The organism is Nitrosovibrio sp. Nv6, assembly GCF_900110495.1.
Taxonomy (GTDB): domain Bacteria; phylum Pseudomonadota; class Gammaproteobacteria; order Burkholderiales; family Nitrosomonadaceae; genus Nitrosospira.
Genome location: NZ_FODX01000001.1, coordinates 1,301,058 through 1,312,722 on the forward strand (window position 1 = coordinate 1,301,058; position 11,665 = coordinate 1,312,722).

10 protein-coding genes are annotated in these 11,665 nt (G+C 52.2%); 4 read left to right on the top strand and 6 right to left on the bottom strand.

Going from position 1 to position 11,665, the window contains the following annotated elements:
- Window positions 1–84: 84 nt before the first annotated feature.
- The 3 genes from BMX66_RS06325 to ovoA form a co-directional block, all read right to left on the bottom strand.
- The gene (locus BMX66_RS06325; RefSeq protein WP_090879399.1) at window positions 85–981 is read right to left on the bottom strand and encodes a DMT family transporter; all 897 of its coding nucleotides are present in this window, start codon (window positions 979–981) and stop codon (window positions 85–87) included.
- Between the two features lie 362 nt (window positions 982–1,343).
- Window positions 1,344–2,567, bottom strand: a complete 1,224-nt coding sequence (locus BMX66_RS06330; protein WP_090879400.1) for a MalY/PatB family protein — start codon at window positions 2,565–2,567, stop codon at window positions 1,344–1,346.
- A 15-nt stretch (window positions 2,568–2,582) separates the two neighbouring features.
- Window positions 2,583–4,694 (bottom strand): 5-histidylcysteine sulfoxide synthase, encoded by a 2,112-nt coding sequence (gene ovoA / locus BMX66_RS06335; RefSeq protein WP_255398826.1) that lies wholly within the window; start codon window positions 4,692–4,694, stop codon window positions 2,583–2,585.
- 466 nt (window positions 4,695–5,160) lie between these two features.
- Between ovoA and BMX66_RS06340 the strand changes: the two genes are divergently transcribed.
- The 3 genes from BMX66_RS06340 (at window position 5,161) to BMX66_RS06355 (ending at window position 8,352) form a co-directional block, all read left to right on the top strand.
- A complete protein-coding gene (locus BMX66_RS06340; protein ID WP_255398827.1) occupies window positions 5,161–5,931 on the top strand; it encodes a DUF3047 domain-containing protein in 771 nt (256 codons plus the stop codon).
- 407 nt (window positions 5,932–6,338) lie between these two features.
- Entirely contained in the window at window positions 6,339–6,884 is a 546-nt protein-coding gene (locus BMX66_RS06350; RefSeq protein WP_090879406.1) for a Slp family lipoprotein, read from the top strand.
- 175 nt (window positions 6,885–7,059) lie between these two features.
- A complete protein-coding gene (locus BMX66_RS06355) occupies window positions 7,060–8,352 on the top strand; it encodes a YfiM family lipoprotein (RefSeq protein ID WP_090879408.1) in 1,293 nt (430 codons plus the stop codon).
- A 140-nt stretch (window positions 8,353–8,492) separates the two neighbouring features.
- Here the strand turns inward: BMX66_RS06355 and BMX66_RS06360 are convergent, their stop codons facing one another.
- The 3 genes from BMX66_RS06360 to BMX66_RS06370 all read right to left on the bottom strand — a co-directional run bounded on the left by BMX66_RS06360 (window position 8,493) and on the right by BMX66_RS06370 (window position 9,924).
- Entirely contained in the window at window positions 8,493–8,879 is a 387-nt protein-coding gene (locus tag BMX66_RS06360) for a TIR domain-containing protein (protein WP_090879410.1), read from the bottom strand.
- A 92-nt stretch (window positions 8,880–8,971) separates the two neighbouring features.
- A complete protein-coding gene (locus BMX66_RS06365) occupies window positions 8,972–9,361 on the bottom strand; it encodes a RidA family protein (protein ID WP_090879412.1) in 390 nt (129 codons plus the stop codon).
- Window positions 9,362–9,474: 113 nt separating this feature from the next.
- On the bottom strand, window positions 9,475–9,924 hold the full coding sequence (locus BMX66_RS06370) for a hypothetical protein (protein ID WP_090879414.1): 450 nt from the start codon (window positions 9,922–9,924) through the stop codon (window positions 9,475–9,477).
- A gap of 915 nt (window positions 9,925–10,839) precedes the next feature.
- On the opposite strand from BMX66_RS06370, the gene epsA reads away from it, so the two are divergent.
- Window positions 10,840–11,595, top strand: a complete 756-nt coding sequence (gene epsA, locus BMX66_RS06375; protein ID WP_235001458.1) for an XrtB/PEP-CTERM-associated transcriptional regulator EpsA — start codon at window positions 10,840–10,842, stop codon at window positions 11,593–11,595.
- Window positions 11,596–11,665: the final 70 nt, after the last annotated feature.

Here is an 11,665-nt window from a genome sequence, read left to right on the forward strand (position 1 = left end):
GTCCGCTTGCTCTAGGGAGAGTGTTTTTCAAGAAGGCAGGCAGCGGACACATTATGCCCTATTGGGATGTTATGTTACTCGCATTCACGCACTGATCCTGGCGCCGCGATCTTCCCGAACACCGAGAACGGCGCCCGCGGTTACTGCACCCAATCCCGTCAGTGTCAGTAAAGACAGCGGCTCGCCCAGAAGTGGCATAGCGGCGAGCGCCGATATGACAGGCACAAAAGCCATCAGCAAGGCGACGGTTTGTGAACCAAGACGGCGCACCGAAAAGGTATAGAGCAACATCGCGACGAACACCACCAGCACACCCTGATATACGGCCTGAACGGCAATTTCGCTTATGGTCGCCTGACCGAGCGTACTAGGCAGAAACAACCACCAGATGGGCAGATAGACTATCGCGCTGCCCAGTGTGGTAGCTACCGTTGCAGCAAGGGGCGGTACCGGGTAGCGGCCAAGCAGCAGCGTAAACACCGCCCACGACGATGAGCCGCAAAGAAAAAGCAGGTCGCCCAGAATTTGCACGCGGGTGAGTTGAGGGCCGCGTGAAATTGAGTCGGCGGCAGTCAATACGATGCCCGCAAAGACAATAAGCAGTGCGATGCGGCGCTGCCTTACCGGTTTGTGGCCGAGCCAGATCCACCCAATAATCGCTGTCAAGAATGGCAGTGCTCCGGGCAACAGTACTGAAGCATGCGCGGCGGGCGACATCCGGAAAGCGGCATATACGGCAGCGGCATAGCCGATACCGCCAAACAATGAAAATAGCACGATGACCTTGAGGGGCGGCAACAGGATCCGGGGCAGGAAAAAGACAGCAATTGACGCGCCTACGCCGAAACGCAGCGACGTGATATCCCAGCTCGTCAGCGTGCCTGCGCCGCCATGCCGCGTAACAAGAATAAAGCCTGTCCAGATGCAAATGGTAAGGAAAACCGCGATCCAGCCACTATGGGCGTGTACTGCTGCGTTCATGGCATGTCGCTAAATACGGTGGGCAAAGAAAGGATCCGAAACAAAGCTTGACTGAACAATCAAGAGGACAATAGTCTGGCGAAGCAGCGAGGCTTCCTGCCTCATCTACCGTAAGAAAGGAGTGACCAGACCGCCAGGAACGCAATGGATGTCAGGTCTGGTCACGCGTGAACCCTAACGGTTGCTTCCATTGCATCGATATGCTGGAACCGGCCCTCCCAATTGACCTTCCGCTGGCAAGCAACGCCACTCCTGCCAAATTCTTCCCGGTAGAAAGGAATGGAGATGTCGCCCGACGCAAGGGGAAAACCCTTGAACGCGCTTCCATCGACAATGGTCTCTGCCGGTAATCTCGGGCTCGTTCAGAAGTTTGTTGGGCCGTGCTCGTTTCCATGCTTCGCCCGATATACTGCTTTTCTGATATTTTCGAGGGCCGTTTCAACGACGTGGCGCGGCGCACCAATATTCATGCGCATGAAGCCGCTTCCCGCCGCCCCGAACAGAGTACCTGGGCTCATGCCCACACCCGCTTCATGCACGAAGAAATGCCTTAGTTGCATGTCATTTATCCGTAACAAGGTCATGAGCGTATGACAATCAAGCCAGAGCAGATACGTACCCTCCGGTTTGATGAGATGAATTTCCGGAAGATGCGCTGCAAGATACTCCGCCACAACATCATGGGTTTTCTGCAGATAAACCTGCAGCGCATCCAGCCAGGCCTCGCCTTCCCGATAGGCGGCCTCGAAAGCGACGATACTGAAAGGATTGGATGCACTGACGTGCATCATATCGAATGTCTGGCCAAGCTTTTCCCGATACTCGGGATTAGGGACGATGAGAGCGGAAAGATTCAGCCCTGGAATGTTGAACGTCTTACTGGGCGCAACAGCGGTTACGACGCTAGCCCTGTTTCCGGCCGATGCTTCCGCGAGCATCGACAGCACATGATGCTGGTTTCCAGGATAGAGCAGATCTGCGTGGATCTCATCCGAAAATATCGCCAGGCCGTATTTCTCGGCAATTTGCAGGATTCGTTTCAGTTCCTGTTTGCTCCATACCCTGCCGACAGGGTTATGGGGGGAGCATAGCAATAACAGACGAGCTCCTTCCGCACATCGCTCCAGATGATCATAATCGATGTCATAGCGACTGTTCCTCAGGCGCAGCGGATTATGCACCAGTTGTCTGCCGGTACTGGTGACAGCCGAAAAAAAGGGGAAATACACGGGGGGTTGCACAATGACAGCTTCGCCCGGCTCGGCGAATGTCATGACAGCCGCGTGTAGCGACGGCACCACCCCAGGACACATCATGATCCAATCCCGGCGTATGTCCCAACCGTGACGCCGCTTCAACCAGGCTATCAACGCTTCATACAGGCTATCCGGATAGACGGTATAGCCATATACAGGATGGGCGGCTCGCTGTGACAATGCCTGAATCACCGCTGGCGGTGCGGCAAAATCCATATCCGCTACCCATAGCGGAATAACCCCTGGCTCGCCGAACATGCTTTGGCGCGCATCATATTTCAGGCTGGCGGTGTGGGTGCGACTGATTTCCCTGTCAAAGTCATGGTTCAAAACCTGGCCCCGCGCTCAAGCCGCTCTTTCCCAGATCGTCACTTCCGAGAGCGTATGCTGGAATTTCCGTCGGGTTTCCCGGATAACGAACGGCACTTCCGTGGGACCCTGGATCAGATTGAAATGGCTGCCCAGGATCTCTTTCAGACCATCGAGCGTGCCAAAGCTCTCGCCATCGCGCTTGAATCCACCCACCCAGGCGTCCCGCTTGGTATGTTCCTCCAGCCAGGTATAAGGCGAAGCGATCAACAAAAGGCCACCGGGGTTGAGCCGCGTATGAATAGCTGTGAGTAGTTTGGCTGGATCATAAAGACGGTCGATGAGGTTGGCGGCAAGGATGAGGTCATAACCGGTAAACAGAGGCTTGAGATTGCAGGCGTCACCCTGATAAAACGTTACCTTATGCTTGACCGTATCCAGGCCTAGCCCGGACAGCGTCCGCTCTCTGTAAAAAACGAGATCACCCTCATCCGTTAACGTGTAGCGCAGCGCTCCCTGCTCGGCAAGCTGGACGCCCTGCCCGATGAAGCGCGCAGAGAAATCGATTCCGGTCACATGATCGAAATGCCGTGCCAGCTCGAAAGTCGCACGCCCCGAGGCGCAGCCGAGGTCAAGGGCGCTGTGCGCGGGTCTTCCGCCCATCGCGGCAATAGCCAACTCAGCCAGCGCCTTCGGGAAGTTCGGCACATTGAAATAGATATCACCATAATGGAATTCGGCATACTCCGAGAGCGATTTGTCCGTTTCATAGTGGGAACCATGCTGAACGGCGGGAGCAGCCGCAACCACATAGCGAAACCCGGCATGCTGAAAGAAATGACGCCGGAATGCATAGCGCGCGCTCCTCATCGACTCATTGCCGCATGAAATCCAGGACCCCCCCTTCATGAGATTATGGCGACCATCGAAGGTTGGCGTGGTAAAGTCATCATAATGCGGATGAATTTCAAAACCGTCAAAAGGATAGATCGGCGTTTCGGTCCACTGCCACACATTGCCGACGACATCGTAGAAATCCCCATGAGGAAATTCATTGACCGGATGGCTGGAGGCAAAATGGTCAAGATGGATATTCGCTGCCGCTGGTTCGAGATGCGGGACCTCGGATAACCCGGCCACATCATACAGCCGATACCACTCGTCTTCCGTCGGCAATCTGTATGGTTGGCCGCTCACCGTGGCTTTCCAGTTGCAGAAGGCCTTGGCTTCGTGATAATTCACCTCGACCGGCCAATCCCAGGGCATGGGTATTTCTTTGGTCATTAATCGCAATCGCCACTCAGCACCTTGTCGAACCCAGAAGGTGGGGTGTTCCGCCCGGGCATGGCGCTGCCATGCGCATCCTTCCTCTTCCCATAACGTTTCTGTGCCATAACCGTTTGCCTCGACAAAAGCGAGAAACTCCTGGTTGCTTACCAGGGATTTGCCGGCCTGAAAGGCCCCAACTTCGGCGATATGAGCGCCGTATTCATTGTCCCATCCATAAACGGGATCAGTTTTATCCTTACCCAGATGCACGACGCCATCGGGTACATCGATCAGCTGATTTTCCGGTGCCGGTCCGGATTTACGATAAGGTTCCCATGCGGGATGAGGAATGACATATTCCAGCGCGTGTTGCCGGATGAGGACGGATGACGTTTCAAGATGGATGCGCTCATGCTCGATACCCATCAAGATAGTCCACCAGGGACTATCCCAGCCAATCGGCAAAGTGAGCGGTATTTCCTCGATAATCCGGTCAACAATATCGCGTACTTTATTGCGGTAGGCCCGCACCTCTGCAACGGAAGGCCAGTCGTAATGGGTGGTATTCAGGTCATCCCAGCTCATTTCATCAACGCCCACGGCGAACATGGATTCCATTTTCGGGTTGATTCGTTCAGTAATCAGCCCCGCCAGCAGCAGTTTGTTCGTAAAGAAAGTCGACGTGTGCCCCAGGTAGAAAATCAGCGGGTGACGCAACGGGATCGGCTTTTTGAAGTAGGCTTCATCGCTGCGCAATGTCTCGAAGAGCTGTTCGTAGCGGTCAAGCGTGGCATGAAAATATTCGCGTATCTCCTCACGCTTTGCAGCCACATTATCGCCATCAAGAATAGGACTTCTTGGGAAAAGTTGCTTGGGCATCACGCGTAACCTGGGATTTTCAGAAGCGAACTGGACGGGCGTTATAGTTTTTCGTGCATTCAAAGTCATATTCAACCTCGGTATGAATTGCCTCTATAAAAATAAACGAAGTTTACACCTGGATATGCCGTTGCCTGAATCCAACTGAACCCAACTGGACGAAAACAGTACGCCCGAGCCAGCGTTTAACTGTGCTTAACCGACGGGTAACGCGCCAAAACGATGTAGTAGATCAGATAAGTCGATGGAACGAGCGCTACTTTCGCATTCGATTGCAATGAAGGGAGCGAGTTCCTTTCAATTCCAGAGATCGGGTTTGTGGTGAAGTTTATCGTACCTGACAGTACAATTCATTAGTCCACATGAATCTCTGTTCAAATTTGATGCAATGGCATTTCTACTACATAAGTAGAGCATAAGGCACGATGCAGACGCAAGAGAGTAACACGCAAACAGGTAAAAATGAATGCGCCCAGCGATTCCAGCCTTCACCATACCCATAACAATATCCCTGCTGGTATTGCTCATCGAATTTTTTAAGGATACCTTGACAATGCCGAAATTGCTGCGTTTGGCCGGGCTAATATGCTCTTCGATAATGGTCTGTTCAATAGCGCTCTCACTCTATTGGCCTTCGCTGTCATGGGCGGGGGATAAACGTGTCGTCATCGCCCGCTTTTCACACAGCGACCTGAGCGACTGGCAATCCAAAACATTTACAGGCGTCACCCGCTACGCCCTGGCGGACGAAAACGGGCAAACCGTCTTGCGCGCGGATAGCAGCGGCGGCGCATCGGGACTTTATCGCGAGGTAAGGATCAACCTCGATAAAACGCCTGTCCTCAACTGGACATGGCGAATAGGCAACATCCTGAGCGGAGGCGACGAGCGCACTCGCGCCGGTGATGATTATCCTGCAAGGGTCTATGTAATCTTTTCTGGTGGGCCGATGTTCTGGCGCACGCGTGCCATCAACTACGTGTGGTCAAACAAGCAACCGTCCGGTAGCAGTTGGCCTAACGCTTATACCGGTAATGCGCGTATGCTCGCGGTAGAATCCGGCGCTGACCGGGTTGGCCAATGGGTAGAAGAACGTCGCGACGTGCGTGCCGACTACCGGCGCGTTTTCGGTGAAGAACCCGGCCGCGTCGATGCGGTGGCGATCATGACCGATACGGACAATACAGGCACAACTGCAACTGCGTGGTACGGAGATATCTGGTTCAGCGCAGAGTAGGCAAAGTGTGCCAGGGAAAGGACGCGTTGGCTTCCTGTTTTAGCAACCCGGAGGTAAACGCGGATGGAGAGAAACACAACCCTGATCAACCCCCTGTCGAGTTGCAAAGCCGGAATCAATTGACGGAAATGGTATTTAAAAATTCGCTTGAAAGACAACGCGCTCGTATTTCGAGAACCTTTAAACCATATGCTGATCGCGTAAAGGTTGCGGCATGCACATTTTTCCCGGAGAACTGCAACCAGCGCTGAATGCCATCTGAAAATTTGTACTTTTTGAATGGTACCCGAATCATCCTCTACAATAATTGTCTTAAAGTACGTGTTTTTATTCCGGATTCAACTATGCTTGTAGCGTAGTTTCGTAAGTGCCATGGCATCGTATTTCATTAATGAAGGGGAAAACACATGAGACTTTATTCATTATTGGTTTGTTTGTCATTGAGCGCATGCGCCGGGTTGCCCGCAGCGGTCAAGGATGTGCCTGTTGCGGATATTACTTACAGCCAGGCGAGCCAGAATCCGGATAGTTACAAGGACACCTCTGTCCGATGGGGCGGGGTGATTATCGAAGTAGAGAATGAGGAAAACTTCACGCTCGTGCAAGTCTTGTCTTATCCCCTCAATTACTCCGGCCGCCCTCAAGTGAACAAGCCGAGCGAGGGACGTTTTGTTATCAAGAGCTCCCAGTTTCTTGACCCCGCCGTTTATGCGAAGGACAGGGAAATCACCGTGGCGGGAACACTTGAAGGCGACATCCAGCGCATGATAGGAAAAAAAGCCGTGCAACTGCCATTACTGTCTTCCAAGGCCATTTATTTGTGGCCCGTTTACCAGGCTTATCCTTATGGCTATGGGTATGGAGGCTATGGCTATGGCTTTAGCCCGTATTTCGGATACGGATACTATGGCAGCCCATTTTATTGGGGAGGATATTACCGGCCATACTGGTAAGAAATGAGCATAACGTCCCATTCTAAATGACCAACTGGCAACGGGGATAATTTCCCCATCTTTGTCTCCACATACGTAACGGCGGCATTCGACCCCGGATGCCGTTTTTTTTGCTTTTCTGTCCCCTTCGGATCCGGAAACAGAACCCCTGGCAACAGAACTCCTGGCTCCAGTGATGCGCAAACTTCTGCTTGTTTTTTCAATAGGCTTGTTGTTCATTGTCCCGCTGGCGCTAATAACCGCACTGGCGCTGGCCCTTGAAGATCATCCCCGTATTGACCGTCAGGTTATTCTTACGCCTGAGCACATTGGCCGGGCGAAGCAGATTGTCGATGCCCATCGCTATTGGATACACCCCGGTATGCTCGTTGCCGCCAGAGTAACGCCCGCGGACGCCGATCTGGCCGCCAATTACCTGGCGAACCGTCTTGGGAAAGGTAGCGCGCAGATTACCTTCGCCGATCGCAATGCCATTATCCGGCTGAGCCTTCCAACGTCTGCAGCGCCATTTTTTGGCCGCTATCTGAATCTGGAAGCTTCCCTGGCCGAGACAGAGGGTCTACCACAGCTCAGTTCAATGCAAATTGGAAAACTTCCGCTGCCCGATATGCTTACGGACATACTCGTGCTTCAACTCGTGCATTGGTTACGGCGAAGCCCGGAATATCGAGCTGGGCTTGATGCGGTCAAGCGGGTGAAAGTCTCACGGAATCAATTGAGCATTGTTTATCGTTGGGCGGATGGTTTTTCTCATGAAATGAGGGCATCAATCATCGGCGAACGGGAGCGCAAGAGTTTGCTTCGCTATCAGACGCTCCTTGTCGCGAACAGCAAACAGAATAAAGCGGTGTCTCTGACGGAAGTCCTGTCGCCGTTAATGCGCGCGGCAGCGAATCATTTGCCAAATGGCGATGCATTAGCGGAAAACCGGGCAGTAATTCTAGTCGCGACATTTCACGTGCTCGGGGTTTCCCTGGAGGGGATTCTTCCGGCGATGGCAAAAACCTGGCCCCGCCCAGCGCCTCAGGAGATTACGGTTGATGGACGCAGTGATCTTGCAAAGCATTTCATGGTATCAGCCGCAATTGCTGCCTATGCCGATACCGCACTATCCGATGCGATCGGTTTGTATAAGGAGATAGAGGATTCCCGCCATGGCAGCGGTTTCTCGTTCAATGACATTGCTGCTGATCGTGCGGGCACGAAATTTGGTGAAAAGGCCGTGGCAAGCAACACCTCGGCAAGAGAACTTCAGCAACTGTTCGTGTCAGGACTTGAGGACGCGGATTTGATGCCGGCTTGGTCGGACCTGCCCGAATTCATGTCGGAGGTCGAATTCAAACAACGCTTCGGCGGAATTGATGCGCCAGCCTACCGGGGGATGATGGAAAAGATCGAGCAGCGGGTCGCCGCTTTGCCCGTATTACAATACAGCAACTCGCCGGATATTGCCGTCCAGCTGGAGTAGGGCTGCAAGGTAATGACCAAATATCAATAGGGCGACAAAACAAAAATTATCGCAAGAACCATGCACCAGGGAGAAAAACATGGTGAGGAATCTCGTATTCCTGGAGGTGTCGCCCCTCGTCCCAATCACGTGTTAGCCTCTTACAGCCTATTGAGAAAGTTCGAGATGGTCGGCCATGTCCACGGCTCGATATCACGCTGACCCACGGGATCAGGCAGTTTGGAGGGTAGTTTTTCGTCATTTCCATGAATGAGCAGCACGGGCACCCTGCCTTCATAGGCACAGATCAATTCCCATAGCTGACCGCTTGCCCGAATGATATTGGCTGTAACGAGAGCAATCACGCCGTCGCACTCAGTCACTTTTGCCCGGCACTCTTCCTTCCAGGCAGGCTCCCATGACTGCTTCACCGGCATATCCACAAAAGAAAACTTTGTTTGCTCCTTGTTCAATTGCTCAAGAAGCCGATCATGCGACTTGATATCCCTGAGCGCAAAGCTGATAAAGACTTTATTCGTTGAAGCCATTAATTACCTCCCTCAAGTATTATTGTTACCAGCACCCAAATACACCTCGAACTGAGCCCCCATGACTCTTTGAACCGACGTTGACCAATATCTCAGGCTCCGGAGCCCCGGTGGGCAGTTACCTGAATTTCAATACGCATGCGTGGGTCGGAAAGGCCAGCCGAGATCATCATTGCCGCTGGTCTGACCTGTCCGAGATATTTGCGCAAGGTAGGCCAGCACTTCGGGAAGTCAGCAGCATCAGGCAATACGTATGTCACCCGGACGATATCTCGCATACTCGCTCCCGCTTCGTCCAGGGCTAGCTGAATATTCTTGAAACATTGCTCCGCCTGCTCCATCAGGTCATCGGATATTGTCATCTTGCCATAGTCGAACCCGGTCGTACCGGAGACGAAAATCCAGTCGCCCTCTACCACGGCCCTCGAATAACCGATCTCCTGCTCGAACGTGGAACCTGAACTTATCAATTGGCGCGGCATGAAAACTCCTTGATATGAGTAGCCTGCAAATGCTCAACTATCACACGGCCGGGCTGAACAGCGGATCAAAAAAGACTGCCATAGTGCTTTGATATCATAGAGGCCTGAATCCCTTAATGGGAAAAACACTGGTTCTTGTCCGATACAACCGTGCAGGCGTATCGCATTTGCTGGACACTTCCCGCCCGGTTGAAGATGTACTCCGCCCTCAGCGCCTTAAACTGCGCATCAGTGAATGAAATTGCCTGAGCTACATGGCGTTCCTCGTTCCAGAACCTCACCCTGCAAAAGTCCGGCTCGGATCTGCATATCTTGCTGAGCGCTGCGCCATAAACCGCCTGGTCCATATCCCGCTTGCTATCGATCAGGACCATATGAATATAGTTCTTTGAATTTCCAAGCTGAACAGAGCGGACAAGACGCCATCCATCGCCATGGGGCAACGGCTGTGCTTGTGATTGTGGTTGCTGCTCTGACTGCAGTTCTGGCTGCGACAAGGCGGCAGAGACTGGCAATGACAAGACAAATGCGAAGAGTGTGACACCTACAACTCTCTTGTTCATGAAATACTCCTTAACTGAATTTTCTCCAACCGCAGATACCCGAAATGCACCCGAAATGACAGTCGGCAATAATAAAGACCTTCACTACCGAGTTCTTAGCGAGCACTGAACGGAAAGGACATCAGCAGATCGGTCCGGCTCCCTTTCATCGGATTTATTTCTACGGAAGTGTACCCAAAAGCGCAACCCTCTATAAATTTCTGCTATTTGCTTGATGCGTCCAAGGTTGCTCCCGCTGTAGTAAATACGGCGTGGATAACACAGAGTTAATGGATGGATCGAATTTATTCTATCAACAAAGAAAGTCATCAACAAGGAAATCCCGTTTCTGCTGTCAGGAAGACTGCCGGTATTGTTTGGAATACGGAAGCGAAGTCTTGATATATGCCAGGCGCAATCAAACGAACATGAAATGAGATGGATGGTAAGAGTGCCGCTGTTCACGCTTCCGTAAGCGATGGGTTTTCAGAACGGCATAAATGTACAGCGTTGCACCGCAGTCCCGCAACCATCGGTCAAACCGTCTGCGAATACTCTGTTTGATCGTTGCCGGACAACTCGGGGCAACGGACGATTCGCGACGATTGTAAGTCGGTCAACAGCAGCACGCAGTTGATCCGGAAGCTGTGAAAAAACTACCGATGTGCTGCATTCTCAAAAAAACCGAGTGAAGCAACGCCCCGTATGAGTTCGAGCGCTCGAGTTGAGGATTGGGAGGATTATAAGAAGGCTTGACGGGCACTGATGACAACGTCGGAATTCCTTACATCTTTCCGGAGAATATTCATTTGACCCTTGAGAATCCGCATTGTAATGCCTGGGCATGAATCTTGCTTTAACGCTATGGTGGGTGTGCCGGTGAAAGGCGCAACAGGAACCGTATTTTAACAACCGAATACCAGACATGGACCAGACATGGGTTTGCCCTTTCCTCTCTCCGCTGAAAATATAAGAGGATACGCCCGGATAACCCAGGAATGGCTAGCTGTGCGTCGACATTACGATCTTTTTTTATGGCTGCAGGGCGAGATACAACATTATCTGCCCCACGAAATCATGCTTGCGGCGTGGGGAAACTTCAACTCCAATTTTATTGGCCACGATATAGTCTCTGCCTTAATAGGGGTGAGAACTGAGCATTCCGACGTGAGGAGTCTTTCCCCCCTTCTCCAGGGACTTTTTAATCGCTGGATTGAACAAGGCAATACGCCCTACACCCTCGGCGTCGGTGAATCTGGTTTTTTGCTTGAAGAGCGTGGACTGCAGTGTTCCCTTGGGGAGGCATTGCAAGGCATGCAATCCATACTGATACACGGTATAAGCGACAAACGCGGACAGCACGACTGTCTGTATATAATCTTCAGTTCAAGAAAGCAATTCAGTACATCCTCGATGAATACTATCAAAGTACTGCTTCCCTATCTTGACGCTGCCTTCGGGCAGATTGATCCCTTACCCTGGCAACCTGCTCCTTCTCAGGAGAGTGGCGAAGATTTCGGGTTGAGCACTCGTGAAATTGAGATAATGAATTGGACGAAGCTGGGCAAAACCACTTCCGAAACTGCTGCCATATTGGGAATCAGCACTTTCCAGGTGAAGAACGATCTGCGAAATATCTTAAAAAAACTGCATGCCTGCAATCGTACTCAAACGGTGTACAAGGGAGAATAAACGTCCAGCCGACGCCGTGCGACCTGATTACTGCCTGGGAAAGCCGCTCTCCCTGAGCCATTTTAAGGTA

Excerpts from the sequence above, each read along its gene's own strand:
- BMX66_RS06340 (WP_255398827.1), top strand. The coding sequence starts at position 5,161 with ATGCGCCCAGCGATTCCAGCCTTCACCATACCCATAACAATATCCCTG.
- BMX66_RS06355 (WP_090879408.1), top strand. The coding sequence starts at position 7,060 with ATGCGCAAACTTCTGCTTGTTTTTTCAATAGGCTTGTTGTTCATTGTC.
- BMX66_RS06365 (WP_090879412.1), bottom strand. The coding sequence starts at position 9,361 with ATGCCGCGCCAATTGATAAGTTCAGGTTCCACGTTCGAGCAGGAGATC.
- epsA (WP_235001458.1), top strand. The coding sequence starts at position 10,840 with ATGGGTTTGCCCTTTCCTCTCTCCGCTGAAAATATAAGAGGATACGCC.
- ovoA (WP_255398826.1), bottom strand. The coding sequence starts at position 4,694 with ATGCCCAAGCAACTTTTCCCAAGAAGTCCTATTCTTGATGGCGATAAT.
- BMX66_RS06360 (WP_090879410.1), bottom strand. The coding sequence starts at position 8,879 with ATGGCTTCAACGAATAAAGTCTTTATCAGCTTTGCGCTCAGGGATATC.
- BMX66_RS06370 (WP_090879414.1), bottom strand. The coding sequence starts at position 9,924 with ATGAACAAGAGAGTTGTAGGTGTCACACTCTTCGCATTTGTCTTGTCA.
- BMX66_RS06350 (WP_090879406.1), top strand. The coding sequence starts at position 6,339 with ATGAGACTTTATTCATTATTGGTTTGTTTGTCATTGAGCGCATGCGCC.
- BMX66_RS06325 (WP_090879399.1), bottom strand. The coding sequence starts at position 981 with ATGAACGCAGCAGTACACGCCCATAGTGGCTGGATCGCGGTTTTCCTT.